This window comes from Metallosphaera sp. D4-4 (genome assembly GCF_046245145.1).
Classification (GTDB): domain Archaea; phylum Thermoproteota; class Thermoprotei_A; order Sulfolobales; family Sulfolobaceae; genus Metallosphaera; species Metallosphaera sedula.
The window spans coordinates 2,099,300-2,125,115 of record NZ_CP176412.1; the positions used below are offsets into that span (position 1 = coordinate 2,099,300).

General features: G+C 45.1%; 30 protein-coding genes and 5 tRNA genes. 8 read left to right on the top strand and 27 right to left on the bottom strand.

Translation table 11 applies throughout. From position 1 onward, the window contains the following. Window positions 1-3: 3 nt before the first annotated feature. Genes trmJ through ACI49J_RS11560 form a run of 6 tightly spaced genes read right to left on the bottom strand, consistent with a single transcriptional unit; the run spans window position 4 to window position 3,203 of the window. Complete coding sequence (gene trmJ, locus ACI49J_RS11535; RefSeq protein ID WP_011921212.1) at window positions 4-699, bottom strand: tRNA (cytidine-2'-O-)-methyltransferase TrmJ; 696 nt, start codon at window positions 697-699, stop codon at window positions 4-6. Continuing rightward, a complete protein-coding gene (locus ACI49J_RS11540) occupies window positions 671-1,270 on the bottom strand; it encodes a HemK2/MTQ2 family protein methyltransferase (RefSeq protein ID WP_011921211.1) in 600 nt (199 codons plus the stop codon). Before ACI49J_RS11540 ends, trmJ begins: the two co-directional genes overlap by 29 nt. Further along, window positions 1,222-1,875: a 16S ribosomal RNA methyltransferase A gene (locus ACI49J_RS11545; RefSeq protein ID WP_240255192.1), complete on the bottom strand. Its 654-nt coding sequence runs from the start codon at window positions 1,873-1,875 to the stop codon at window positions 1,222-1,224. The genes ACI49J_RS11540 and ACI49J_RS11545 overlap by 49 nt, the downstream gene beginning before the upstream one ends. Beyond that, on the bottom strand, window positions 1,872-2,507 hold the full coding sequence (locus tag ACI49J_RS11550) for a DUF655 domain-containing protein (RefSeq protein WP_240255190.1): 636 nt from the start codon (window positions 2,505-2,507) through the stop codon (window positions 1,872-1,874). Before ACI49J_RS11550 ends, ACI49J_RS11545 begins: the two co-directional genes overlap by 4 nt. A 44-nt stretch (window positions 2,508-2,551) precedes the next feature. Further along, window positions 2,552-2,890: a DNA-directed RNA polymerase subunit F gene (locus tag ACI49J_RS11555; protein ID WP_011921208.1), complete on the bottom strand. Its 339-nt coding sequence runs from the start codon at window positions 2,888-2,890 to the stop codon at window positions 2,552-2,554. Between the two features lie 13 nt (window positions 2,891-2,903). Continuing rightward, window positions 2,904-3,203 carry a 50S ribosomal protein L21e gene (locus ACI49J_RS11560; RefSeq protein WP_011921207.1) on the bottom strand — a complete coding sequence of 100 codons (300 nt, stop codon included), beginning with the start codon at window positions 3,201-3,203 and terminating at the stop codon, window positions 2,904-2,906. An 81-nt stretch (window positions 3,204-3,284) separates the two neighbouring features. Between ACI49J_RS11560 and ACI49J_RS11565 the strand changes: the two genes are divergently transcribed. Continuing rightward, window positions 3,285-3,381 (top strand) — tRNA-Leu (locus ACI49J_RS11565). Window positions 3,382-3,517: 136 nt separating this feature from the next. Here ACI49J_RS11565 and ACI49J_RS11570 read toward each other — a convergent pair. After that, a complete protein-coding gene (locus ACI49J_RS11570; RefSeq protein ID WP_011921206.1) occupies window positions 3,518-5,116 on the bottom strand; it encodes a hypothetical protein in 1,599 nt (532 codons plus the stop codon). Between the two features lie 417 nt (window positions 5,117-5,533). On the opposite strand from ACI49J_RS11570, the gene ACI49J_RS11575 reads away from it, so the two are divergent. Further along, window positions 5,534-5,608: transfer RNA gene (locus tag ACI49J_RS11575), tRNA-Asp, on the top strand. Window positions 5,609-5,891: 283 nt separating this feature from the next. Here the strand turns inward: ACI49J_RS11575 and ACI49J_RS11580 are convergent. Next, on the bottom strand, window positions 5,892-6,047 hold the full coding sequence (locus tag ACI49J_RS11580) for a hypothetical protein (protein WP_155464914.1): 156 nt from the start codon (window positions 6,045-6,047) through the stop codon (window positions 5,892-5,894). 155 nt (window positions 6,048-6,202) lie between these two features. On the opposite strand from ACI49J_RS11580, the gene ACI49J_RS11585 reads away from it, so the two are divergent. Next, complete coding sequence (locus ACI49J_RS11585; protein ID WP_240255189.1) at window positions 6,203-7,795, top strand: hypothetical protein; 1,593 nt, start codon at window positions 6,203-6,205, stop codon at window positions 7,793-7,795. Between the two features lie 87 nt (window positions 7,796-7,882). Here the strand turns inward: ACI49J_RS11585 and ACI49J_RS11590 are convergent. From ACI49J_RS11590 to ACI49J_RS11620, 7 genes are all read right to left on the bottom strand, one after another. After that, window positions 7,883-7,955 (bottom strand) — tRNA-Gln (locus tag ACI49J_RS11590). A 644-nt stretch (window positions 7,956-8,599) separates the two neighbouring features. Beyond that, window positions 8,600-8,695 (bottom strand) — tRNA-Ser (locus ACI49J_RS11595). A gap of 23 nt (window positions 8,696-8,718) precedes the next feature. Next, window positions 8,719-9,279 (bottom strand): class I SAM-dependent methyltransferase, encoded by a 561-nt coding sequence (locus ACI49J_RS11600; protein WP_240255187.1) that lies wholly within the window; start codon window positions 9,277-9,279, stop codon window positions 8,719-8,721. Continuing rightward, the gene (locus tag ACI49J_RS11605) at window positions 9,267-9,968 is read right to left on the bottom strand and encodes an RNA-guided pseudouridylation complex pseudouridine synthase subunit Cbf5 (RefSeq protein ID WP_240255185.1); all 702 of its coding nucleotides are present in this window, start codon (window positions 9,966-9,968) and stop codon (window positions 9,267-9,269) included. Before ACI49J_RS11605 ends, ACI49J_RS11600 begins: the two co-directional genes overlap by 13 nt. A gap of 64 nt (window positions 9,969-10,032) precedes the next feature. After that, the gene (locus ACI49J_RS11610; protein ID WP_240255183.1) at window positions 10,033-10,287 is read right to left on the bottom strand and encodes a tRNA pseudouridine synthase A; all 255 of its coding nucleotides are present in this window, start codon (window positions 10,285-10,287) and stop codon (window positions 10,033-10,035) included. After that, window positions 10,288-10,578: a 50S ribosomal protein L14e gene (locus tag ACI49J_RS11615; protein ID WP_011921201.1), complete on the bottom strand. Its 291-nt coding sequence runs from the start codon at window positions 10,576-10,578 to the stop codon at window positions 10,288-10,290. It lies immediately after the preceding gene. Between the two features lie 41 nt (window positions 10,579-10,619). Then, on the bottom strand, window positions 10,620-13,337 hold the full coding sequence (locus tag ACI49J_RS11620) for a DEAD/DEAH box helicase (RefSeq protein WP_409366430.1): 2,718 nt from the start codon (window positions 13,335-13,337) through the stop codon (window positions 10,620-10,622). Between the two features lie 39 nt (window positions 13,338-13,376). On the opposite strand from ACI49J_RS11620, the gene ACI49J_RS11625 reads away from it, so the two are divergent. The 3 genes from ACI49J_RS11625 to ACI49J_RS11635 are packed head-to-tail and all read left to right on the top strand — an operon-like array spanning window position 13,377 to window position 16,068. After that, on the top strand, window positions 13,377-15,020 hold the full coding sequence (locus tag ACI49J_RS11625; protein ID WP_240255179.1) for an ATP-binding protein: 1,644 nt from the start codon (window positions 13,377-13,379) through the stop codon (window positions 15,018-15,020). Then, window positions 15,017-15,325 (top strand): RNA polymerase subunit Rpo13, encoded by a 309-nt coding sequence (locus ACI49J_RS11630; protein WP_011921198.1) that lies wholly within the window; start codon window positions 15,017-15,019, stop codon window positions 15,323-15,325. The genes ACI49J_RS11625 and ACI49J_RS11630 overlap by 4 nt, the downstream gene beginning before the upstream one ends. Next, the gene (locus ACI49J_RS11635; protein WP_011921197.1) at window positions 15,325-16,068 is read left to right on the top strand and encodes a DNA polymerase sliding clamp; all 744 of its coding nucleotides are present in this window, start codon (window positions 15,325-15,327) and stop codon (window positions 16,066-16,068) included. Before ACI49J_RS11630 ends, ACI49J_RS11635 begins: the two co-directional genes overlap by 1 nt. Here the strand turns inward: ACI49J_RS11635 and ACI49J_RS11640 are convergent. Genes ACI49J_RS11640 through ACI49J_RS11660 form a run of 5 tightly spaced genes read right to left on the bottom strand, consistent with a single transcriptional unit; the run spans window position 16,040 to window position 19,382 of the window. Continuing rightward, window positions 16,040-17,140, bottom strand: coding sequence for an amidohydrolase family protein (locus ACI49J_RS11640; protein ID WP_240255177.1), 1,101 nt, complete (start codon window positions 17,138-17,140; stop codon window positions 16,040-16,042). The genes ACI49J_RS11635 and ACI49J_RS11640 overlap by 29 nt on opposite strands. Next, window positions 17,119-17,811: a GTP cyclohydrolase IIa gene (locus ACI49J_RS11645; protein ID WP_240255175.1), complete on the bottom strand. Its 693-nt coding sequence runs from the start codon at window positions 17,809-17,811 to the stop codon at window positions 17,119-17,121. Before ACI49J_RS11645 ends, ACI49J_RS11640 begins: the two co-directional genes overlap by 22 nt. A 5-nt stretch (window positions 17,812-17,816) precedes the next feature. Then, complete coding sequence (ribH, locus tag ACI49J_RS11650; protein WP_240255173.1) at window positions 17,817-18,272, bottom strand: 6,7-dimethyl-8-ribityllumazine synthase; 456 nt, start codon at window positions 18,270-18,272, stop codon at window positions 17,817-17,819. After that, a complete protein-coding gene (ribC, locus tag ACI49J_RS11655; RefSeq protein WP_240255248.1) occupies window positions 18,253-18,672 on the bottom strand; it encodes a riboflavin synthase in 420 nt (139 codons plus the stop codon). Before ribC ends, ribH begins: the two co-directional genes overlap by 20 nt. A 47-nt stretch (window positions 18,673-18,719) precedes the next feature. Next, the gene (locus ACI49J_RS11660) at window positions 18,720-19,382 is read right to left on the bottom strand and encodes a 3,4-dihydroxy-2-butanone-4-phosphate synthase (protein ID WP_240255171.1); all 663 of its coding nucleotides are present in this window, start codon (window positions 19,380-19,382) and stop codon (window positions 18,720-18,722) included. Window positions 19,383-19,930: 548 nt separating this feature from the next. Between ACI49J_RS11660 and ACI49J_RS11665 the strand changes: the two genes are divergently transcribed. After that, a complete protein-coding gene (locus ACI49J_RS11665; protein ID WP_011921190.1) occupies window positions 19,931-20,686 on the top strand; it encodes a DUF2208 domain-containing protein in 756 nt (251 codons plus the stop codon). On the opposite strand, the gene ACI49J_RS11670 is transcribed toward ACI49J_RS11665, so the two are convergent. The 5 genes from ACI49J_RS11670 to ACI49J_RS11690 form a co-directional block, all read right to left on the bottom strand. Next, window positions 20,660-21,949: a cobyrinate a,c-diamide synthase gene (locus ACI49J_RS11670; RefSeq protein WP_240255169.1), complete on the bottom strand. Its 1,290-nt coding sequence runs from the start codon at window positions 21,947-21,949 to the stop codon at window positions 20,660-20,662. The two genes, ACI49J_RS11665 and ACI49J_RS11670, sit on opposite strands and share 27 nt — an antisense overlap. A 15-nt stretch (window positions 21,950-21,964) precedes the next feature. Then, window positions 21,965-22,060 (bottom strand) — tRNA-Ser (locus ACI49J_RS11675). 21 nt (window positions 22,061-22,081) lie between these two features. Then, window positions 22,082-22,390, bottom strand: coding sequence for a 30S ribosomal protein S10 (gene rpsJ, locus ACI49J_RS11680; protein WP_011921188.1), 309 nt, complete (start codon window positions 22,388-22,390; stop codon window positions 22,082-22,084). Between the two features lie 20 nt (window positions 22,391-22,410). Then, complete coding sequence (gene tuf, locus ACI49J_RS11685) at window positions 22,411-23,718, bottom strand: translation elongation factor EF-1 subunit alpha (protein WP_011921187.1); 1,308 nt, start codon at window positions 23,716-23,718, stop codon at window positions 22,411-22,413. A gap of 53 nt (window positions 23,719-23,771) precedes the next feature. Next, window positions 23,772-24,356: a 30S ribosomal protein S7 gene (locus ACI49J_RS11690; protein ID WP_011921186.1), complete on the bottom strand. Its 585-nt coding sequence runs from the start codon at window positions 24,354-24,356 to the stop codon at window positions 23,772-23,774. A gap of 87 nt (window positions 24,357-24,443) precedes the next feature. On the opposite strand from ACI49J_RS11690, the gene ACI49J_RS11695 reads away from it, so the two are divergent. Next, entirely contained in the window at window positions 24,444-24,908 is a 465-nt protein-coding gene (locus ACI49J_RS11695; RefSeq protein WP_011921185.1) for a bifunctional nuclease family protein, read from the top strand. A gap of 19 nt (window positions 24,909-24,927) precedes the next feature. Here the strand turns inward: ACI49J_RS11695 and ACI49J_RS11700 are convergent, their stop codons facing one another. Both ACI49J_RS11700 and ACI49J_RS11705 read right to left on the bottom strand, forming a co-directional pair. Continuing rightward, window positions 24,928-25,368: a 30S ribosomal protein S12 gene (locus tag ACI49J_RS11700; RefSeq protein ID WP_011921184.1), complete on the bottom strand. Its 441-nt coding sequence runs from the start codon at window positions 25,366-25,368 to the stop codon at window positions 24,928-24,930. An 11-nt stretch (window positions 25,369-25,379) separates the two neighbouring features. Then, window positions 25,380-25,811: a NusA-like transcription termination signal-binding factor gene (locus ACI49J_RS11705; protein ID WP_011921183.1), complete on the bottom strand. Its 432-nt coding sequence runs from the start codon at window positions 25,809-25,811 to the stop codon at window positions 25,380-25,382. Between the last annotated feature and the right edge of the window lie 5 nt (window positions 25,812-25,816).

Consider the following 25,816-nt stretch of genomic DNA (forward strand, 5'->3'; position numbering starts at 1 on the left):
AACTCATTCATTGCTATGGATCATTCTCATGTAGACCTTTCTAAGGAACCTAACCACTGCTCTCCCCTCTTCCTCGTCCCTAATGCCCCGCAGTAGTGACCTCTTGGTTGCAATATACATTGCTTCATCTCCGTTAGACCTCTTGATCGCGTCGTAAAGGGTCTTCACGTACTTATCAACTAGGCTCAATGTCTCCTGGGAAGGAGCAGGACCGGTCTCGCCTCCACGCAGATGGGTGGACTTCCAGATCTCATAGAGAACTATTCCAACAGCATGAGACAGATTGAGGACTGGGTAGCTTCTATTGGCTGGGATGTGAACCATGATATCTGTCATTAATATCTCCTCCCTCGTTAAGCCCACGCTCTCCCTGCCAAACACTAAACCTGTCTTCCTATTTTCCATCAATTTGACGATCTCCCAGGGAGGCATGGACTTTCGTAACATATCTCCCTTAGAATCGGCAATACTAGATGTGGATATCTTTAGATCCAAGTCACGCAGCGCCTCCTCCAGGGTTGAGGTAACTACTACCTTCTCCATGAAATCTCTTCCCTTTGCCGAGAACTCCAAGGCCTTGTTGAGGTCACACCTGGGATTAACTATGTATAGTTGATCGACTTCAAAGTTCTTACATAATCTCGCTACAAATCCTACGTTATATTCCCCTTCAGGCTCCACCAGTATAACCCTTAGCAACTACCTTCACCGCCTTGAGAACCTCAAACCCGATTACCCTTTCTTTGACTTTATTTATTTCTAAACCACGAGACTTGAGGAACCTGTCTATCTCCTCCTCATCTGTGAAGCTAGAGTACACAAAATAGTAACTCCTTGCGTTGACTTCGCTCATTACCCTTATGAGGACCTCAGTCCCTCCCTTTCCCCCGGACCAGCTATATCCTATCCAGCTAGATGTCTCCTCCACGGGTAGATAGGGCGGATTGAATATCAAGGCATCAACCCTGAACCCCCTCAAACACGTAACCGAATCGCAATTTATCACCTCAATATTCACGTGATTTAACTTCGAGGAACATAGGGTCGCCTCTGTGGCGTAGGGGTTCACGTCTATTGAGATGACAGAGGCTCCCATCCTGCCTGCAACTATCCCCAATATCCCGCTTCCTGAGCCCACATCTATCACTTTTTCTCCCGGTTTTACGTCCAGAATAGAGGCTAGAATCTCAGAGTCCTCCGCTGGCTCATAAACCTCCTCATTCACGCAGAGCTTATACCCACCGAACCCAATAACTCTGTAACCATCCATGGCTTGAAGTCCCTCACCCTTCTAGTTTCAGTTGAGCTTAAACCGCACAGTTGCGAGGCATTTTTCAAGGTCTTGTTTCTATAACTGCTCAAACATTTTATTATCTCAGTCACTATCTCGTTGTAATTCCTCCTCCTTTCGAGGAGAACCAAGGATGAGAAAACCTTGGGTACGGGCCTAAATGCCTTGGGCGGGATCACCATGAGCTTGCTAATCCTGTAATAATAATTCAGGAGAAAGGATAGAAAGGTCGGGTAATCCAGTATCTTATTCACGAAATCCTCCTGTAGAACAAGGAGAAGCCTAGGGAATGAGTCCAGCCTTGAAACTTCGACGAAAAAATCTGAGGTTATGGAGTATGGAAGCGAGGAAACTATCTGTCCCCTGGACACTGGAAGCTTTCTAGCGTCTCCCTGAACAGGGTTATACTGGGAAAGAAAGGGAAGTAGGCGAGAATCCAGCTCAATACAGACGTCGGGGTTTAGAAACCTGGAGAGATTCCCCTTCCCACATCCTATCTCTATGAGGGGCCTCAATTCAGAAGCATAACCCACAATACGAGAAATTATTTCTTGATCTACCAGAAAATTCTGTGAATAATTCATCCCTGCTTTAATCTTTCTAAGTAGCCTATATATTTCTGCTCCTGAGGCTTCCTCTCTCCCTCAATCCCCCTTTCGGACTCACCTGGATACACGAAAAGGAAATACTTGTCCTCCCTCTTAATCTCTATGAGCAACCTCTTCACGAGTATCTCCTTCACGTTCTTAATTCCCACCCTCGTCTCTATGTCTGCAAAGCTGGAGAAGGGGAGGCGTTTTCGCTCCTCCAGGATTGTTCTCAGAGTCTTCTTCCCTATGTCTGGGAGAAGCTCAAGGGCATGAAGTTTCAGGGTTAGAGGCTCGGCCTTATTGAAGAAGTTGACAAATTGACTCTCCTTTGCCGTAACTATCTTCTCCAGGATCTTTCCCAGATTATCCTTGGCAAGCGAGGTAAGGTCCTCGTAATCAATGAGGACATCGACCTTGAGTACGGGGGGTTCCTGATCCCTATCTATCCTCTCCTCTATCTGAATCTGTTCAGTTAACGGGAAAGCCTCCATTAGAATGAAGTAATCCTCACCTATGACCTGTACCAGGGGCTTGTTCTTATGCCACTTGTGCTTATCCAGCGGATTTCCTTCCCTAAGGTAGTCTAACACATAAACGTAGCGCTCCCTAGGCCCTCTCTTACTCATAGTGCCACAGATAAGGATATATGCAATTAGAATATTAAAGACAATCAGTTGTTTCTGTATCTTTTTATTAAATCTAGAATTTTTTCAAGTTCCTCCTGTGAAAACGTCTTACCCTCTAGGGTGAGGATAGCCCTAAGGCCATCGGGGTTGTCGGGGCAAAGACTGCTTATCATTGCCATAACCTCCTTCTTGGAGATCATTCCCTTAAGCTCCTCCATGAGTTTCCGCGCGTTTTCAGCGCTGCACTTCTCTAGAGAGTTAAGGTATTCGAAGGTCTTCTGTAGAATGGAGGAGGAAGATCCTGACTCAATGGCCTCCTTTAGAATCTCCTTGGCCACCGAGTAGGGAACGTAATCTTCCTCAATGATCTGGATAGAGGACATAGAAAAATCACTTTTAAGCCTTTATCTGATTCAGGTGTTCTGGCCTAACTATGAGGATCTTTTCCTTATCTCCCAGCTTTACCTTAACTTCGTAGGACTTGCCCCTTTTCCCGAGAATGGTTCCAACCTTACCCTGATATCTCCTGTGTGGCATCCCACTATGGGTGGAGGAGTTTATCTTTATAACTACCCTTTCACCTTCCTTCAGGTCAAGCATTAGCCTACCCAAAGAAGGAACCGCTCCCCTTTCCCTAGGTGACTTCTTGAGAAGTTTCCTGCTCCTTGTCCTGTTTCCTCTCGAATGCTTCACCATCGTAAATCTGGTAACAGAGAGTATCAGTGATAAATTAAATTTTCGGATAAACCTTTAAGCAACTGGATCAAGTTTATTTCTGCGGGGGTGCCCGAGCCTGGTCAAAGGGGGCGGACTTAAGATCACATAGGTGATCCGCTGGAGCAGTCCTGCGCGGGTCCAAATCCCGCCCCCCGCACTTCATCTTGGATGAGCTTGTGAGAACCTGGCCCTAGAAATAGAGAGTTTTGTGGGTGACTCATGTATCACACGATTTCAATAACCGTAACGTGAGAATCTTGAAACACGAGATCGAGAAAGAATGTTTGGTTTCCTCACTGGGGCGTCACGTGAGTGCCCCTGGAGGGATATATCTGTTTCAGACATTCGAGGTACCTCTTCTCGTTAAACTTGATGCAGGCCTCCTTGCATTGGGTTTGCGCATCCCACCTTAACTCCTCGGGCGAAGGTGATATGTGTAGCCTTTCAAAGAGCGGGAGACGCTTGAGGGACTCGTAGACCCTATCCACACAGTTCCAGTAACAGGTCTCGTCGAGCGTGGTGGCCTCCGCGTGACATACACGTAATGCCTCAAGTTCCTTGTCCGAACCCTGCTGGGAGAGCACGTTGTAGATATCCTGCGTTATCTTGCTCATCTCAGAGTAACATTGGTCCTGGTTGGAACAACTGAACTCGTGCCTATACAGCTCTTTCTCGAGGTCGTCGACGACGTCCTCAGGGTACTGGGAAAGGATAATTCCCAACACCACCGCGAAATTGACGGCCGTGGATATGTAGTCCTGCGAGTAGCCCAAGGAGTAGGACCACTGTATTACGTCGTCGTAGCTCCAGCTCCTTGGTGGGGGGAAGACGAATGCGACCGAGGAGGATGAGAGGAACTGGTTCAGCTGACTTTCTAGCTGATTACTAGACTGGACTGACCTGTTCTGGAGTTGGGCGTAAGCCTGAAGGGCCTGGGAAAAGGGTACAAGGGAGGAGATGAAACCTACGATGGTGGGTGTGTCGCAGTTGGAGTTACCAGCATAGACGGGAGACCCAAGGTAATACTCGTCTATGGGGTTCTCAGGATAGCCAGGGATCAAGTAATAGCTCTGGTCAATGAATGGGACAAAGGGAGTGGAGAAAGCCGGGAGAAGATCTGGAAAGTTAGAGCTAGTAGATAACGCTATAGAGGTACATGCATTACACCCTCCGTGCGAAGTTGGAGTTTTGTAAAATAGGCCAGGGCCTTTTTTGATGCTATCCTCCAGTATATCTCTCCTATATGACTGCAAGAACGCGGAGTAGCTTGACGACTTGGGTGAGGGAGGATTCACAAATACCTGAGATGCCCTCTCTGCGCCAAAGAGCACGCCAATGTTGAACCTGCCCAACACGCCCGAGATCCTATTCCTAACCCCGGAACTGAACTTAAATCTCCTCTCTGCACCGTACTGATAAGTTGAGACTCTATCCCCTCTCCACTCTGGCGAGATTCCACCCACGTATACCATAATTTCCTTTCCTGAGGGATTCGTGAGCTTTACCATAACGCCCTGTCTGAACACGAGCTTGGGAGCTTCCTTGACGGGCTTGCCCACGATTTGCGCAGATATGTCATCGTCGCTGGCTATGGAAACGAAGGCGAGCTTCATGTACTCCCTGTCCCCCGCGTTGAATCTATCCCTCATGTTATCCTCGGTTCTGCCGTTACATCTGGCCTCCTCGTTGGCCTCATCGTTGTTGGTGATATACGTGAAAGGTGACCCAACCCGCACCATGGCTATTGCGTTAAAGGAGATCGATTCCAGTACCCTATCGTTCTGAACAAAGTTATTGAGTTGCTCATTGATCACCCTCATTTGGGTCAAAACGGCCTGAGAATCCCCGTTTATCTCGGCCTGAACTAACTGTTCTCTTTGAAGGGTTTCCATGGATAACAATTGTTTTAGGATTATATAAGTATATCTAGTTTATATACTACAGGGTTAGCCGAAAGTAAGTGGACTTGCCACACATATGCATATATCCTCGGATGGCATTGTCATTTTGGCGATATTTCTAGAACGTAAATAAGGCTCGTCGCGTTTGGACCACTCAGTTACTTTGGTGGAGTGGGCAGTGGGATCAAGCTACCCACTAACTTCAGCAATAACCAAACATCCAGCCAATGCTTCACGATTTAACAGCTATCAAGGTTCTACAATCAAAGTTAGCAAATTTGGAGGTTTGCCTTTAGATTTTTCTTAGAAAGTTCTAATAACACCATCAGAACAGTTGAACTTAGTCCCATTTATAGCCGAAGAAAAAGAAAAGATAACTTTAAATATTGAATGTAATAATATTAATATGCCGCAGTAGTCTAGCCCGGTCTAGGATGGGGGCCTGTCGAGCCCCTGACCCGGGTTCAAATCCCGGCTGCGGCGCCTTTCATTTTAAAAGTTTGATCTCTTCGGACCAGGATATCAGTCGAATTCCTGATTAATTCAGACTGTTAAGCCTCAGGTCTAGGCATCGACCTAGTCACAAACACTGGGGTTCAAAACAAAGTTAGCATGGCCTGCGCTTAACCAGAAGATTAACACACATGAAATATCTTATCCTACACCTTCATGGCCAATCCAAGTCTCAGTAATTTTCCTGGCTTATTTTCCTAAACAGTTTAGGGCATTTACAGCTTGAGCGTAACAAAAGGCTTGGTTTTCAAGGTTAGAATAGACTCTTTGCCCGATTTTGAGATCTTCTTTTATCCTTCCCGTTAGCTTCTACCGCTCTCCATTCGGCCCATCCTGGCATCTTGGGCCCTTCCTCCAGTTCCTTAATGGTCTCAAATATATCCTTTCCGATTATCTTGACTTCGACCATCCTTCCAAGATTATACTAATCTATTTACGTTTTAAAATTATCTGATATAATCTTTGGAACTGCTAGTAATTGGACAAGAGCATAACGACGAGATAGCGACAGAAATAAACGTGGGAATGGTTGAAACTTATTAAATTCTCTTATTGTTCATGTCCATGGAAAAGGATAGTACAGGTGCTATTTCAGAGAGAGTTGCGTACAGAATTTATTTGAAATTGAGGTATCGCGAATCTCACGAATCCTACATTATCTTGACTAAACTGGAAATAACGGTGAAGAGGGAACGAGACTCAAAGATAGAGGCAGAGGTCAGGGCAATAGCAGAGGATGGTAAAGTCTTCTCTGTTCAGTTTAACCGGCTTAGGATAAATTCCACCGTGTTATCCAGCGTCGCTGAACCAAAGGAGGAAGAAGGTCAGGTAGAAGGGTTTCAGCTAAAGGTGATTGATCTCCTCAATCTCGCAATTTATCTGGCTGAGTCAGGGAAACCTAGATACGTATACTTTAACATGTCCGGTGAGATGAGGATTACCCAGTCTCAAATCCAAGTTGATAGCCTGGAGATCGTAGACAATCTCTCCATCACCAGAACGAGAATATTCTTCAAGCATGAAGATTCCATGAGGGGCCTCAGAAAACATGAATATACAATCTGTAACAACACGGATTTTCCCGTAAAACATATCTACTTCAAGTTAGATAGTTACGTCAGAGGTTTACGTGTGGAGGAGAACCGTGAGTCTCTCATCTTGTTAACAAATGGCCAACTGAGGGAACTATTAGGCGAAGATGTGAACAGGGTTGAGTTCACTGTGGTTGCTGAGTTGGAGAGAGAACTTAATCCTGGAGAGTGTCGTATAATAAGCTTCAAGGGATATGATGAGATAAGGAGAGACCAGAAAGGGTTCGAGATAAAGATACAGCTATTTGGGAACATAACGGAGGGTATAGTAATAATACCGCCTAGAGGTTACAAGGTGATTAGTAATCTGGGAAAAATCAGCTTTACCCGTTTGGAGGAGGAGAGACCCGAAGAAAAAACGGTGAGTTTAGATAATTGGAATAAGAGGAAGGTTGAACTTTTCCCTGGCGTCAAGTTGGACTTATTCGGTAACCCAGAACCCGTTAATGGGGTAATCGAGTCCAATAGTGCCATAGATATGCAGTTTAGAACCGAAATCGATTCAAAGGGGACCCAGGTCTACGTTAAGGTTACGTACAATCTAGAGTTTCAATACCTTAGCTTTTGGAGGTCTTTTCTTTGGTTGATGAACATGTTGTTGTGGGGACTCTTTCTACAGGAGTTTGTGGTGCACCTGGGGGAAACATTCAAGCTTCTGGGAATCCCTGGGTTCGAAATATCGTCTTTTGGGTTTAGTTTAGCGTTCTTGCTTGGCCTAGTGGTAGGACTGCTTTCCTTCCCGTATTACATCCAGGCCAACATAGGTTACGTTGGTAAGGCCATACGATCCTTGCTGGGGAGGTTATCAAGGAGACAACCAGAGGCTATATCCTTACTCGTCATAATGATCATGACAATTGTGGGCCTATTAGGGGAGTTTGGATCTATTAAAGGAAATCCCTTGAGCTACGTTTCGTTCGCGTATCTAGAAATAGAGTTTGCAATAGTGGTGGTCTTAGAACTGGCCTTCGTTTTAGTGGAGAGGGAGTTGAGAGAGGAGTATAGGAATGTACTCCTGGTTCTCGTAATCTTATCTGTTATATCCATGCTTCTAGCGGTGCCATAACGCGAGGTTAGTCCATGGAAAGAATGTCAAATTCACGTGAATTAGTGTATCAAGTGGGATTTTAGGACCCAAAAAATCACGAGGAGGTAGCCGGGCAGGGATTCGAACCCTGGTCCCAGGGGCCAAAGCCCTGGATCCTTGGCCGCTAGACTACCCGGCTAATTAGGAATTTAGAATTCTGCGTTATAAAGCTTCCTTAAGGGAGTCCTTAAGTTTCCGTCAAGATCGATGTCCGCTCCTTGAGCTATTTTGTTGAATCATCCTAGATGGTACTTTAAAATCTTTAAGCTACTTATTTTGGACAGTAAGCTTGAGGGAAATATCCAACAGGATAGCACTACAAGTAGCGCAAAAGGTTAGGAACCTTAACTCGTACAGCTTCCGAGCGCAAGAGCTGCCGATTTCACATTTTCTGATTTTCTAATAGAGGACTAAAAACCCGCTGAACGCTCAAATCTAAAGAACATCCTGAGCTAAGTTTTGGACAGTTGGAGGCATTCATACCCCTCCAGTTTAGCTAGGTCTTAGGAGTCTATCAACTGAGGTGTAACCAACAAGAATGGACAATGAATTGCACAAGTTTTGAGTAAACTCGTTTCACTACTTTTGTGACAGAAGGTCAGCCCCTAGACTTCTTACCCATCGGTCTCCGACCAAGAGGGCTGATACCAATTAAACCTAATCGAGGACGCATGAGCCCGTTCCTTATGGCGAGTATCTAGCATTGTACAACTGGCTACCTGTAGAGCGATGGGTTCATAATACCTTCCAAGGAACCTACCAACTGACTAAAAGGATTCCAGACGCCGGGGGCGGGATTTGAACCCGCGCAGGGAGTTCCCTACTGGCTAACCAGGAAGCTCTCAAGGCCAGCCCCTTGGTCCGCTCGGGCACCCCGGCACTTAACTATCTGTCTGCTCTCTTTAATTGTTTACGGCAAGGACAATTGAGTATCCCTTCACGCTTTTCATGACCTTAACTTCAGGGAAGTACTCACTAAATATTTTCACAGCGTTTCCCTCTCCCTTATACAGGACCATTTGCACCCATCCACCCTTCTCCAGTCTTTCTGGAGCATCTCTGGCAAGCCTTTCCAGTACATCTACTCCCTTGGAAAGCGGAGGATTCGAGTAAATGGCCTTAACCCTGAACTCAAATCCTGAGAGCAGATCGCTCTTGAGCACCTTCACCCTATCCCCTAATCCATACCTCTCTACGTTCTCCCTTGAGGCCTTCACCGCCAACGGATTCACGTCGAGCATGTAAACTGAGAGCCTAGGATTTACGATGGCAACATATATCCCTATGGGTCCGTAACCGCATCCCACATCAGCTACTGCTCCCTCCTCAGGGATTATGAGGTTCTCCAGGAGTACCCTAGTTCCCAGGTCTAGCCTCTTCTTGGAGAAGAGACCTGGGTAACTGATCAAGTTCAGAGGGACTCCGTTAACCACGTCGGTTACCACGAACATCATTTCTTCCATGCCTTCGGGTACACATCTTTATCCATTAATACCCTTTCAGGCTTCACTACCTCTCCCCTCTTACCCATACTCACTGAATCTACCAGGGCCTTTCCCAAGGCTATTCCCTCTCCCTTCCAAGTAATGAGCGCCACCATATCTCCTTTCTTAAATCCCTGAAAGGCCACTACCCCTGGCGCCATCAAGGGGGAGCCGTAGGCTAGGGAGTTCACTGTCTCATCGTCCACAATTATCTTGGGTATCCCGCAGAAGGCCATCTCCATGGGAATGAGTATTCTCCTTAGCTCATCCTCCTCACCGCAGTTACGGTAAAGATAGAGGGCCTCTGAAACCTGTTGTAACGTTACCACTGTATCCTCGGTGAATATTCCTGACCTCGTTCTCCTCAATTCTCTCATGTGAGCACCGCAACCCAGGAGGATGCCCATGTCGTGGCAAATCTTCCTCATGTAGGTTCCAGGTTCTGAGGAGATTTTCATGAGGACTCTTCTTCCTTCTATCTCAAGAACGTCCAGGGAATAGATCTTCCTCTTCCTTACCCTTCTCTTCACCGAAGATCTTACGGGTGGCTTTTGATATATTGTTCCAACGAACTCCTTGGCAATCGCCCTAAGCCTTTCCTCCTGAAAATCGCAATGGACCTCCATTAAACATACGTACTCCTTACCCGACTTCGTTACCATGTTCATTACCCTGGTTGCCTTTCCTAAACCTATGGGTAGGACGCCGGTTACCTTGGGATTGCCCCGCCCATTAGGGCTCTAGGGTCCCTCCGTGTCCCACCCTGGGTAGGTTAAACATGATCTTTACCCAGAAGGCCACTTCATGACTGGTTGGCCCAGGGGGCTTATCCACGTTAATGATAGAGGTATTTATTAGGTCCTTGATTGTCCTCTTATCCGGCTGGACTCCGAAATCCCCAGCTGGAACGTAATCCTTCCGAATCTCCCAGGGTTGATTATAACCACAAAACTTGTCTATCCTTTCCACGAAGGGAGAAAAATCCATTCAAATCACTGGAATTTTTACCTTCACCTTTTCCTTCATAAAATCTACTAGTCCTTGCTCCTTCAGCTTGGCCTCTACTTCTTGGTCCGAGGCTCCCTTCCCTATCTCCACTGTTTTGTCAGTGGGCTCCAGATGGGATATGTTTACCCTCCTTCTCTTAACTCCACTGATGCTCTTTGGACCTGTTACAAGGACGAAATTATTGTCTATTATATCAACTATAACACATTTACTCCCAGCTTCGCGTCCAGATAGTTTAACGCAAATCCTACCCACTTCAATTATGGCCATATCAGAACACTTGTGAAAAGTTCACGGTCACTATTAAAAGCTTACTGCCAGTACTTTCTGTACCTGATGAACTTCCTCTCCTCCTCCATGAGAGCTTGATAAAACTTATCCTCTCCTTGGGAGAGAGACCTCAGGACTCTGCCTAGGTTAGTAGGGCCTATTCCTCTAACGGCAAGGGCCAGAAAGGCTGTCCTTCCATAATTCGAGTAAAGCGAGGCTATGGACTTCAGCTCTGAGAGCCTTTTCTGTTCCTTTCTGTTGAGCTTTTCTCCCCTTATGTTTCTCTTCACGATATCGAGAGCTTCCCTGTCGTCTGGAAAGGTTGAGGTAATGAACACCGACCCGCATTTGGGGCATCTCTCTGGGACATCGGACACCTTCACCCTGGAGTTCCAACCACATAATAGGCAGATTGAAAGTATCTCCTTGTTCATGAGTCTCCTCTTGAAGACCTCGACCATAACTGGTTTGTCATCTATGGAGGTGAAGACAAGGAGACGATCGAGAAACTCCTGGGCAAGAGGAGATGGTGAAGGAACTTCCACGACTTCCCATACCATCCCCTTGAGAATTGAAAGGATAGATACGTCGTGAAATCTTAGCATAAACTCCTTGATTGCCTCCTTCCCTATCACTGTGTCAATGTAGGCCCTCAGGACGTAATGGCCCAGTTTGATTTCGGTTCCCTTCTCTATGGCGCCAAAACGCTGTGCCTCTATGAGTAAAATCCACTTGAATTCAGGTTCATTAACGACTTGTTGCTCCAGTAACCTGGAGGCATATTCAGGGTCCATGGATTTAACCTTGCCCAGGACGTCCTCCACTATCCCCACATCTAGAGGTACCATGGAGGTTAACACCACATGATAGGGGTCGCTTCTGAACGAGGTTCTGTATCCCATGGAGGAGAGAACAGCGGATATGAGTGATCCCAAGGTGTTGTTGCCCCTAGTACCGAAGGGAGAGTGAATTACAAGGAGATCCGAGTTCACGAGTTCCACTAGGATCGAATCCCTCCTTAGGGCTGGGTAATTCCTTGAGAGGTGACTCTCTATCTTGGCCTTAAGTTCAGGCTCGATCTCCCTTCTGCCCGCAAAGGATTCGGTTAGATATTCGTAAACCTTCATTGAGACCTCCTTCTCCACCGGTATGGCCTCGCCGAACCAACTGGGTAGATCACCCTTCTTGAGTTCAGCTGGGGACACAAAGACCTTACCCTCCTCTATGGATACCACTCTCCAAAGTCTCCCTCCTAGGACGAAAACGCTATCCTCGTCTAGAATCGACACGAAATCAAAATCTAGATTCCCTATCCTGGAGTTTGTGTTGGTGTTAATGACGAGGTAGGACATGTTGGAGTCTGGAATCATGTTTACAGTGTAATAGTACTTCCAAGTCCTCCTAGAGGGTTTCAGGACCTGTCCCTCCCTTTTCACTACCCTCTCTGCCTCAAGCTGTTCCACCACTGCCTCAAGGAGTTCAGGAGTGAGGTTCCTGAAGTAGGGGGAGCCCCTAAATATTTCAAGGGCATCTGACATGAGAAGTGGTCCCTCTATCACCATCCCTGCTATCTGATGGGCCAATACATCCAGGGGATTCTCCTCCTTTATCATGGGCTCCAGATAGGACTTGGATAGTTCCGTAATGGCCTTACATTCAAGTACGTCGTACATGTAATTCCCAGGGATGACGAGTCCCCTAGCCTTCCTATGAAGGGAGTGTCCGCTCCTCCCAACCCTCTGTAGAAGCCTTATGGTCTGTCTTGGAGACATATACTGAACCACTAGGGAAATAGTACCTATGTCTATACCCAGTTCCAGGCTTGACGTCGCAACAATTGCGTCCAGCTCACCTGCCTTAAAACTGGACTCCATGTTAGTCCTAATCTCCTTGGAGAGGGAACCGTGATGGGTCGCAACCCTCAGATTGAACATGGTTTGTAGTTGATTGGCAAGGAACTCTGCGGTCTCCCTTGTGTTGGTAAAAATGAGAACTGGCCTATTTTTCTCTATTACATCCTTAAGCCTGAGTAATCTAGCTAGCAGTATGGGGTCCATTCCTCTCTTTACCGCTAGATCAATGACGTCTTGTGATGGCTCTGGGGTCTCAATGAGAATTTCCGTGTCCTTCCTCCCATCTACCTTGGCAACCTCGACCTCCTCGTCTAGGCTCAGATAGGACTTCGCCAGTTCAACGTCACTGATAGTTGCGGAGAGGCCAATAAATCTCGGGTTTCTGGAGATCCTCTTGAGGCGTTGAAGTACCACAGATAGCTCATAACCCCTCTTCTGGTCAAGCATTTCTTGCAATTCGTCAATGATAACCCATTTCAGGTTAGCTAGTAGCTTCTTAACCCTCTTATCTACGATTAGATAGAGTAGGGTCTCAGGTGTTGTAATGAGAAGATCTGGAGGATTAAGGATGATCTCCCTTCTCTCCTTTCTGGAGTTGTCCCCATGTCTAGTTGCTACCCTAATTCCAAAGCTCTGACTAAAGCTCTTCAATCTCCCTTCCAGATCCCTGTTGAGCGCCCTTAAGGGAGTAATGTAAAGCGCTGATATCCTTTCATATCCCTTGTCAAAGATCTGATACATTACTGGAATTATGGCAGCTTCCGTCTTACCATAACCTGTGGGAGCTATGACCAGTGTATGTTTGCCCTTTAGAATGCTTGGAATTGCCAGCTTTTGAATGGGCGTAAGTTCCCTGTATCCTAGAGATTGTAGCCTAGAGATAAACTCTTGAGATACTGAAGACATGAAGGCATATTACTCTCGGACCTAAGGCTTATTAAGCATATGCAAAAAATAACGCGATATCTCATAGCAATTGCCTTAGTGCTTGCGGAGATGATCTTCGTTGAACTGGAAAGCCTCCAACCTATTATTGGCGGGTTTAACGGTGCCCTAATATTATCCGTTCTATTATTTCTGGATGGGGTCTTTTCCCCCTTAGTTTTGGATTCCCTGATCCCGAGCATTCTCTTCTCCCTCGGCATATTTGCCTTGTTTAATCTAGTTTATGGGTCAGCCGATCCTCTCGTTCTTTTGGAATATCTCTCCGGGGTTGGGATATCATCGGCATTCCTTTACTTAACGAGGTCGCTGTGGGATACTACCTTTAGGCTATGGAGAAGGATCAAGAGGACACCTGACCTGAAGATCCTCCTAGTCTCGGCAATACTAGCACTGGCTGTCTATGCACTCACGAGATCGCCATTTATGGTCACTGGAGTGATAATAGACGGGGCTATTCTCTCCTTTATCGGAAGGATCGAGTTGAGCCCTCTGTCCTCCCTATCCTGGATCTCCCTTCCCTACCTTCTCATGGTAGAACCCAAGGAAACTAGTACTGGGATATGTATAGGCAATGAAGAGAAGGTGTTGGTTAGAAGTCTTACACCTGGGTTGTTTCAAGCAGGATACAGATATAAATGGATTAATGTGAAGAAGCCCTTTTGTGTGGACTTTTCTAAAATGAAGAATTACAACATGGTAATAGTGGGGTCGAGCGGATATGGGAAGTCCACCCTGGCTAAATTAATCCTTTCAAAAACTAACGTAGATTACATCGTCTTCGACCTACACGGGGAATATGAAGATGTCCCAGGAAGGAGGATGGATATGTCCCTCAACGGGGTAAATCCTCTCTCTCTTTTCGGGAGGTCCCCTAAACAGAGATCCATTGAAATTGCCCTGATGCTCAAATCTATCTTCAATCTGGGAAGCATTCAGACCATGGACCTATCGAACCTGTTCGTTGAGGCATATCAGGAAAGGGGAATATATGACGAGGATGAGAGGACTTGGTCTCTAGACCCTCCTACGATAAGGGATGTGCTTCTACTCCTAGAAAGGAAAAAGAGGGCATCATTCAATTCACAGGATTTGAATAGGTGGGGAAGCATAGATCCTTACCTGAGGTTCCTAGACTCAAACATCTTTTATGGGAGCGAGGACCTGGGAAAACTACTTGAAGGAAAAGTTATACTAGACTTCTCTAGGATAACCACCACGAACATAAAGTACATCCTCATGGAGACCGTTCTAACCTCTATTCTGGGGAGTATGTACCTTGAGAAATCTGCCTCACTAAGAAGGCTCGTAGTGATAGACGAGGCACCTTTCCTGCTGGGAAGGGAGAGTGGTGAGGCCCTAGCTGAAAGACTTTTCGCTGAGGGAAGAAAATTTGGATATGGCTTTATACTAATTTCACAATATTCCGATAAACTTGAAAAGATGATAAACAATGCCTCAATGACCATGATAATGGGAATGAATGATCCCGACGAATTAAATTACATCGCTAGGTTGATTGGAGGAGAGAGTCAAGAGGCGAGGAGAGTTATTTACGAAACTCTTTCGGTACTTGAAAGGGGAAAGGTGATAACAAGAGATATAACGGCGAATGATATAGTAGTTGTTCGCCTAAATCAGGGGTGATTTCCACGTCAGAGGATTACGATGACGAAAATGAACCGGAAACATCGGTGGATGAAGCTGGCAAAGTGGAGGAAGACGAAGAAGGAGTACCAGCTATGTCCCTTCAGGATATAGAGTTACTTACAAAGAACACCGAGGTATGGCACAGACTTATGTCAGGGAAAATCAGTATAGAGGAGGCAAAGAAAGAATTTGAGGACAATAACTCGATTTTCGTGAGTAAGACCGAGAAAGGTAAAAAGAGGACAGCCAAGAAAAGGACGACTAAGAAAACTAAAAAAACCAAGAAGAGTAAGGAAGAGTAATGTTCAGGGCAATATACGGCAGTTCTAGGGATTTCTACTACATTGTGTCCTCCATTTCTAAGATCAGTGACGAGTTAACCCTTAATTTCACGGAGGAAGGAATAGGTAGCAAATACCTTACTGACGATAAGGTAATGATGGGGGTAGTTGAGATAGGTAAAGATGCACTAGAGGAATATAGCATTGAGAAGCCAATTTCTGTAAAGCTCAACTTGGGAGAGTTGAAGAAGATACTTTCGAAGATGAAGGGGAGGTCCAGTGTCGAGATAACTGAAACTAACGAAGGTATCAGGATATCCATGAAGGATGAGAAAACGGGCACAAGGAGTAGTCTCTCAATCAAGGCTGAGAAGGGGGAACCTCAAATTTTGAAGGAGCCTTCCGTAGCCCACTCTGTTACCATGGGGATTGGTGGCGATATACTCTCGATTCTGGTTGACGAATCCATGCAGGTAGGGGAAGAAGTGGAAATAAAGGCTGAGGATGACCACGTGTCATTTGAAGTTGAAGAGGCCGGGAAAAAATATTCCGCCGTTCTAAAAAACGGGAAACCGCTAACGAAACTTGAAATAGAGAAGCAGGGAAGCTCCAGGTATAGTTTAGCAATCCTGGAAAAGGTATCAAGTGCACTTTCCTTCTCCAAGGAAATAGAGATAGGCTTTGGGGCAGGGATTCCCATGAAATTAACGGCCCCCCTTGAGAAGGGTGCAGGGATTAGATTTTGGGTAGCCCCAAGACTCTAATTATTTTTCCAGGTTCCTTGATTAGTGCCATATACCTGTTGTTTGAGACTTCGAACCTGGGGAGTGGCCCCATGATTATTCCTGTCATCCTATTTCCCTCCTCTATTGGATAAACCCCTTTTCCAGGGTTAACAGTAGCAGACTTAAGGATATCCCTGGAAAAATCACTTCCTGGATCCAGAAGTCGCGATAGAAGTAATGCAACCTCTAACTCCTTCCAGAGATCATGATCGGTGATCCCGGCGTTGTCGGTTCCGATTAGTAGTCTAACCCCTTTTCTTATCATCATGGGAATGTTGGGAATACCCGTTGAGAACCATAGGTTACTTCGAGGACATATAACCAGTTTGGTGTCCGTTTCTGCCAAGAGTTCCATCTGCTCCTCAGATAGATGGGTGCCATGAACCACCATATCAGGTTTAAGAGTGGAAAGAGAGGTCTCAAGGTCTGAGGCCAAGTTATGCCTAAGCGTTTCAGAAACATGGATAGCGGTCATCTTATCCCTAAATACCTCTCGAATGAGGCTAAGCTTTTCTATCCCTATGGATACGCTACTTACCCCATACCCGTCCACCAACTCCTTGAGGATTTCAAGTCTATCCCTTGTTATCTCACCGTCCAATCTCCCCAGAGTCACGTAGTTAATGGGTGAGATTTCCTTAACCTCTTTCGAGATTTTTGCACCATTGATATCCATTTCCTTGAAGTCGATTACAGTGAAAATCCCAAGCTCCAAGGACCTGTTAAGGAAGTTAAGGGTTGAGGCCCTTAACTCAGGGAGGCTCCTCAGGGAGAGTGCTCTATACTTCTCGCTATGAGGGTCGCCTACCACCTCCTTAAGGGTTAGGTTCCATCCTAACTCAGGTGCGATCCCATCGAAGGTATGAACGTGGGAGTTTACCAGCCCAGGCATGAGAAGGGAATTAGGGTAGGATTTGCCCTTAACATCCCATCCCTTTCCTATGTGGGAGATTATCCCGTCACTGATCTCCAGGTGAATTTTGTGTACCAGTTCTAAATCTTGACCCAGTAGAGCATATTCTACGTTTACTATTCTTGAAGAAGCTTCCAAGTTTCTCGCCTATCTTTCCTGATTTCAGTTAAGGCCTTTGTCGCGTTCCTCATAGCATCTCTCGCATTTTTACCGATTCCTATACCTACCTTCATTCTTTGTTCATTCTCCACCTTAGCTATAACCTGGTCTATCACGTCTGTGCTGATCACTGTAACAATGTTATCCCCTCCCATATACTGGGCTATACCACCCAGTGAGTAGACGTGCGCTACTATCTCAGAATAAAACTTCTGTGCCTCTGTGAAGGACCTATACGTGGAGGTTCCATTGGTGAAGTCGGTGAAACCGTTGAGGTCAAAATGGGCCACAGCAACAGGTGAGTCAGGATACGCTAAGACCTGAAAAGTTCCGGGCTCCAACCCCTTAAGGCAACTGTACCCATTTTCCTCTGCCCTAAGTGGAGTTTCCCCGTATCCTAGACATGCCCTAATATTTACAGGAGCTACCCTTGACACGTAGTGGAGGAAAGCCCTAAGATCACTGGGCTTTATCCCGTCAGCAAGCATGATAGCTTGATCATATCTCATGGGAAAAACCATACCGCCCATTTGAGACGCCTTCCAGATCATCTTTGACGAGAGAAGATGTTGATTCACCTGGATCTTCCACTCCCTGTCATTTCCCAGCAATTCCGTCCATTCCCTGTAGTTATACAGCTCGACAACCATCACCTTCACTCTATGTTCACCGAGGAACTACCCTCCATCATGGATCTCATTCTCCTTGCCATCTTCACGGCTGATTCGACTGCCCTAGTGGAATACTCCTCAATTCTTTCCATGGCCTGCTCATGCGTGGCTCCGGGTCCTATAATCCCCAGGGAAACAGGCTTGTTGAACTCAAGGGATAGGTCCGATACCAACCTGGCTACCTGATTGGCAATTACCTCGTCATGTTTAGTTTCTCCCTTAATTACTGCCCCCAGGGTAACAACACAGTCTATATCATCCCTGGACAGCAACTGCTTCACGGCGAGAGGGATCTCGAAGGTTCCAGGGACCTTGAATACTGCCCTGACTTCCGCATTGAGGAATTTAGCATGAGAAACCGCCCTGTCTAGCATTAAGTGGGTAATGTCGTAGTTAAACTCCGCAACCACTATCCCTAGTTTAATCGAGCTGTCCTGCATTTCTATACCCCTGCCTCAATCCTCTACCGGCCATTCCGGTGAGCGCGTTCTTGCCGTCCCTAACCAGTCTAACCAAATTAACAGAGTGTTTCCTGGTTCTATCAATAGCTATCTCCTTAAGTGATTCCTCATCCTCAGCCTCATCCTCATGGACAGTTACGTCAATAACGTGAGTCGAGGTCATGATCTGAACGATAATCAATCCTATGCTGGTGGCAAGGTAGCTGTATTTGTCCAACTGTGTCTTCCCTACCCAGCCTAGGGTTATAACACCGTTACATCCAGAGTCGATAAGTCTCTTAGCAGCCACTGGTAGATCCTTAATACCTGGTACTGTATAACGGACTATGTCAGCGTCTGGATCCTCCCTCCTAATGGTGTTGATCGCTATCTCGCCCATATTAACCCTTGAGAAGGTCGTATCGGCCACTCCGTACACCCTCTCCTTCACGCTACCACCTCTTGTAGAATGTCCTTCCCCTCTAGGAAATGAAACCCGTTATGCTTTGCAAACTTTATGGCCTCTTCCTTTCCCAGGCTAGTCTTCTCTCCCAACATTTCGGCGAAGAGCATACTCCTCTCTAGACCCAGTGCCTCTGCTAACGCTACACTCAGTTCAGTGTGTCCACGTCTATTTCTAATTCCTCTGGAAATGAGTATGGGGACGTGACCCGGAGAATAGAATTTCTCGTAGAACAACTCCTTGTAGTTCTCGCTATCTTCACTTAGATGTGACACTACTTTATGGAGTTCTGTTATGGTAAGGGCCCTATCTTGGTCCGATATCCCTGTCACGGTATCCACGTGATTGACCCATATGGAGAAAGCTGGCTCGTCATTATATTTGGGCCTCTTCACGAGTCTCGAAAGCTCCTGACTACTCCTTAGAATATCGACCTGGAAAGGAAGACCCAGCAACTCTGCCTCCTTTTTTCCAGTGGCATAACAAATTAGACCCCCAGCCAGAGCTCTCAGAGCTTTCACACTTTTCCAGGAGACAGCACCGGCGTAAAATACCATGTCCACCTCTTCCTCCCTACCGTCAAAATCGTATATCAAAACTGGGATACCGGCTTCCAGATCCTTTCTTATCTCTTCCAACCTTAGCATGGGGAGTTATACTCAGAATAGTATAAAAGCGTATATACTAATGTCGTTTTCTCCGGTTTAATAGTATTGAAATGATAACCATTACTACAATAAAAACGATGAAAGGTAGGTTTCGTAGGTTTGTATTGGAGGAGGAATAGTTACCTGAGCTCACGGGATGATAACTATCGTTCCTTAGCGTGGAGGATAGGTAGACCACCACAGTAAGCTTTGGGAGGGTGAAATTTATCTGATATATCGAGTTGGGTTCCAGCGCATAGAGGGGTATAATGACGGCAGTGGAGTTTATCCTATCAAACGAGACATTAGATGAGATATTCTGCGGGGTAGAGTTAAGAACCAATAAAATTCCATTGGAGAGATTGTAAGGCTTCGCGTAATCCGAGGGTACAGAAGTTACGTTTACAATAAGGGTTTGATTTGGGGATTGAAAATAATAGGTAAATGTACTCTGCTGAGGCAATATAGAGCTGAACGCCAAGAGTAGGAGAAAAAGTTCACGCATTGTTATATAAGTATATAAGTCACACCGTTATATACCAGTTAGTATGTCTTCAGCGACACCCAATCCTTATAATTGGAAATTTGCGCTTATTAGCCAGACATATCTCGTTGTAATATCTATAGTATTAGGATTTTATCCAAAATATTTCCTTGAGGCGTTTATCTCTTATTTCATTATAATAATGGCAATCACTTTTTCCATGACTTACAAGTCTAATCCAATGCTTAGGGATAGGAAATTAATGATGGAAGTGGCAAATTCCGGAACGTTATATGAGGAGAAGAACGCTAATGATCTTGTCATGAAGGACGAGGAATATCAAAGGGAGTACATGCAGTTTGCCAAGAAGAATATGACCATGTTGTTCTCGTACCTTATCTATATTGTTGTATTATTCTTCGTGTATAGTTACGTTTCTAAAATTGCTACCTCTCAGACGGACCCATATTATAGGCTTGCAGTTTATCTAGTTTATTTTGAAATAATATATCTGTTTGGATTCTTTGTATACAGGAGGCTGTTTAAGCCTAGCATGATGTCAACAATGGCTCCATTAAGTTATAAGGTAACGGAGAAGGGAGTAATTGGATCGGGAGGTATGTCTGTCTTTCTTCACGCGAAGCATTTACTTAACTCCAATTTTGTGGTTAATAGGGAAAAGAAATACGTTGAGATAGACTCGACTGAGGCAAAATATCCATACAAGATTAGACTTTATGCTAAGGATATTGACAAACTATTGGACATGTTGGAGAGAGTGAAAAGACTAGAATTAAAGAGACAGTCTCAAACTGGCTAAATGCGCATGAAGATAAGATCCTATCGCGTTATTTACCCTAACACCATCGAAACCGTCCTGTATACCTTTTCCATTTCTATGTTTTAGTGTAAACCTTTTCTCGTTAACATATTCTGGAGATGAGGTGTGAAATTCGTGTCCCCTAATGATGTCTCCTGTCCTTCCGAGAGGAATATCTTCTAGGATATCTGTCATCCTGTAACCTAGAGTAAGCTTGCCCATTGAAATTCCTATATCGTAAACACTCACCATGGGGAACTTACCTTCCTTAGTTCTGATATAACTTGAGAGATACATGAGTCCTCCACATTCTGCAATAACTGGGATTCCTGAATAGACTGACTCCCTTATCCACTTGATAGTAGAGTAGGACTCAGAAAGTTCTTTGGGGAACAGTTCCGGATATCCTCCGCCAAGGTAGATAAAATCTGCCTCATCCACAGTCTCGTTATTTATTGGGCTAAAAAGTTTGATAGTATAGAACTTACTGAGTATATCCAAGTTTTCCTGATAGTAAAAAGAAAATGCAGAATCGTATGCAATTGCCATGATACCTTTCTTCTTGCTCGTTGTGTCGTCCTCCAAGTCTACTTGTATATCAGGGGCCTCACTAGCAATGTTTACTATCTCATCGAGGTCTATGAAAGATTCCACCAGTCTAGACATTTCCTCAACTGCTTCCATGGCCTTGTTATAGGTTTCAATCGTGAAAAGTCCAAGATGCCTAGAGGGTACTGTTAAGTTAATCCTTGGAATATAACCTAACACTTTGACATCAGTCACCTTCTCCCTGCAATAGGAATAGTGATGCTCAGAGGCTATCTTGTTAAAGATAACGCCTTTTATATTTGCATTACCAAAACTCTTGAGCCCATGAATTAGAGCCGCAGCCGTAGTGCCCATGGAACTACAGTCAAGGACAAGGATAATTGGAGTCTGAGTAGCCTGAGATAACCTATATGTGCTATACTCTATACCATGGCCATCATAGAGCCCCATCACTCCCTCTATTACAGAAATATCACTTCCGCGGGAATACTTAACAAGGGACTTTTTTACACCCTCCTCTCCCATCATAAAAAGATCTAGGTTAATTGATGGTCTTCCAGTAGCTAGTTTGTGGTATCCTGTATCAATGTAGTCTGGTCCAACCTTGAAGCCTCTCACATTCATTCTTTTCGAGAGGGCCTTCATGATACCTGATGTTACGAGAGTCTTTCCTGTTCCACTACGATCAGCTGAGACCAGAACTCTGGGAAGCATGAAAATCACCTAACGCGCCGGGGGCGGGATTTGAACCCGCGTAGGGTTGCCCCTACTGGCTAGCCGGAACATTCTCCAGGCCAGCCCCTTGGTCCGCTCGGGCACCCCGGCACCTTTGAAGGGAAAAACGTCCTAAATAAGTTGAATCTCTATATACACGTCCTCTGGAACCTTTACTCTCATTAGCTGGCGCATTACCCTTTCATCAGCAGAAATATCAATTATCCTCTTGTGGAGGGACATTTCCCACTTCTCCCACTTCTTCCTTCCCTCGCCATGCGGCAACCTCATCACAGGTACTTCCATTCTCCTCGTGGGAAGTGGTATAGGCCCTCTCATACTGACGCCTGTCTTATCCACTATACCCTTTATCTGATTTACAACATAATTAAGGTTGTTAACGTTGGTGCTCCACAGTCGTATTCTAGCTTTATTTGGCATTAATGTACACCGTTATCCTGTCACTTTATCTCTATCTTACTGGGCTTAACGTCGTTTATTACTCCCACACCTACAGTCTTGCCCATATCCCTCATAGCAAATCTTCCTAATGGCGGGAAGTCGCTGAACTTCTCAACACATAACGGCTTTATGGGTTTGAACTTAACTATTGCTGACTCTCCTTGCTTAATGAATTGTGGGTTCTTTTCAGCTTCCTTACCGGTCTTCGGATCCAATCTTGCTACTATCTCCGAAACCCTACAAGCAATGCTCGCTGTGTGAACGTGAACGACCGGGGTATAACCAACTGCCAGAGCTGTTGGATGCCACACAACTATTACCCTCGCCGTGAATTCCTCAGCAACTGTGGGTGGGTTAGTAGTATGACCTACTACATCTCCCCTCTTAACATCTTTCTTGTCTATACCCCTCACGTTGAAACCAATGTTGTCTCCTGGTTCTGCTTTCTCCAACTTAGTGTGGTGAGTCTCGATAGATCTGACCTCTGCGGATTTCCCTGCAGGCATGAAAACTATCTTATCGCCCACCTTCATGACACCGCTCTCAACTCTGCCGACTGGTACGGTACCAACACCTGATATTGAATAGACTTCCTGTATGGGTAGCCTTAGAGGCTTGTCAACTGGCTTCGGTGGGATCTCCAACATATCTAGGGCTTCCTCCAGCGTGGGTCCGTTATACCACTTCATGTTTTCTGATCTCTTGGTTACATTCTCACCAGTGATTGAGACAATTGGGATGAACTTAACCTTAGACATGTCAAATCCGAAGGACTTCATGAACTTCTCGATGGTCTCCTTTATCTCATTATATCTCTTCTGATCGTATGGCGGTTCTGCTACGTCCATCTTTGTGATAGCTACGATAACTTGGTTAAGACCCATGGTCTTGGCAAGTATTATGTGCTCCCTAGTCTGACCCTCTAGGCTCATTCCTGACTCAAATTCACCTTTTCTAGCCGAAACTGCCAATATTGCTGCGTCAGCCTGACTAGCTCCAGTGATCATGTTCTTGACGAAGTCCCTGTGCCCAGGAGCATCAATTATAGTAAAGAAGTACTTCTTTGTCTCGAATCTCATGAATGTTAGGTTGATTGTAACACCTCTTTCCCTCTCCTCCTTGAGCCTATCTAGAAGGAAAGCATATTTCTCTGACTCTTTTCCTAGCTTCTTTGCAGCTTCCTCTGCCTCTTTAATGGTCTTTTCATCCAAGAAACCCCTATCCATTAAAAGTCTTCCAACTAGAGTGCTCTTTCCGTGGTCTACGTGCCCTATAACAATCAAATTCAAGTGTGGCTTTTGAGACATCTAGCTCAACTCCTACCCGAGATAAAGGTCTTAGTTAATAAAAGTTTAGCTATTTATCTGGAGCTCAGGGCTATCCTTTCCATCTCTTCTTTCTTCCTTATGGCGAAGCTTCTGTTATCACCGTTGGCAGCAGCGATTAACTCATCAGCCAATGCCTCCTCTATGGGCTTCGGATTGTTAAACGCAGCCTGTCTAGCACCATCTACTAGGTTCCTTAGAACTATATCCACTCTTCTTTGGGGAGAGACGTCAACAGCGACGTAATAAACTATTCCACCGTACATGATCCTTGTCACCTCTTCCCTAGGCGCTGAGTTCTCAATAGCCCTAACTAATACCTGTAGAGGATTTTGACCTGTTCTAGCATTAATCAGCTCAAAGGTAGCCTTCACAATGTTATATGCCAGGATCTTCTTTCCCTTATTCTTTCCCGGCCTCATCAGCTCATTTATCAACCTCTCCACGATGGAGACCCTAGCTTTTCCAAACCTCCTATGCTCATGCCTCCCTCCCGAGTGAGGTAGATATACTGGCATGAGTGAGATATACTTCTTCAAACTAGGGTCTCGTATATCTACTTTGGTATCCCATTTGCCGAATATCCTTATATCCAGTTTTGATAGCTCGTAACTATCCATTTCTACACTCACCACTATACGAACTTAACGGGTTAAATAACTATTCATGAAGGGTTTAATAGTCTTCGTGGGATAAGATAATATATAATGGCTGAACAGGAGCACGATCTCATAGGAGTAAATAAGGTAGATGCTTTCATATCGCCCATGAACGGTGTGCCAGTAATAATATGCTATCTAGAGGATGGTAGGGAATTCAATCTGTTTTATGTTCCCCCTGATATAGTAAATGCAATAAACAAATTACTAAAAAATGAACCTAATGATACTGGAAGTCTATCGGAGCTGGCCAGGAGGGAGACAGTATATGATATCATCTCGTTTATCCCAGAAGTAATAGAGGAGTTGGAGAAAAGAGTCACTCAGGTTATCATTGACGATATACAAGATGATATTTACATTGCTACGGTGGAGTTAAACTTTGGCGGTTTAATAATCCAAAAGAGAATGATCCCAAGCCATGCTATATATCTTGCCCTATTAACTGGGAAACCAATAAAGGTAAAGAAGGAGCTGGTAGATAGATCTACAGAGAGAGGAAATAAAGCCTAAACTAGAAAGAACTAGAAAGTTATCTAACGGGCTTTTGCTTCTTCCCCTTGTACAACGAATCAAGCGAGACTCCGTTTACCATTATTACCTTGTATCTTACTCCGGGCAAATCACCCATGGACCTACCCAAAGTGCCACCTATTCCGGCTATAATCACCTCGTCGTGTTCGTCTATAAAGTTCACTCCACCGTCACCTGGAACGAACGCAGTTACGACTCTCCCGTTCTTGACTAGCTGAACCCTTACACACTTTCTTACAGCTGAATTGGGTTGCCTAGACTCTATCCCAACTTTCTCCAGAACCACACCCCTTGCCATGGGAGCTCCTTGCAAAGGATCAAATCTCTTCTTTAATTGCAATACCCTGGTCTTGAACTTCCTCTGACTCCACCTAAACTTTAATCTTCTGAGCTTTAATTTTCTAGCCGCAAATATACCTTTTGGAGACTTATCTGCCAAATCGACACCTCTTAATTAATTATCACGGAGTCTATGTCCATGTATCTTTTTAAAATTATTTTGGCCCGAGAAACGTTTCTGCCTGCTTTACCGATTGCTATAGCCTTGTCTTGAGGATCTACTGTTACGTGTACCGTCTTCCTTGAATTACTATCTATAGTTTTGACGCTCTTAACCCTAGCGGGAGACATAAGGTTCTTTATAAGATCTTCCAAGTTTTCGCTATATGCTACTACCTCGATGTCCTTACCGATAATCTTCTTTAGTTTTTTGATGTTCATTCCTCCTTTTCCAATAGCCATTCCCATATTTTCTGGATCTACTAGGAAAATTATTCTATTGCCTTCCTCATCTATTACACAGTCCCTAACAGTGACCTTTGTAACGTCTTGGAAAAGGGACATGTATCGCATTTCTTCAGGGGTTAACTTTATATCAGGCACTTAAT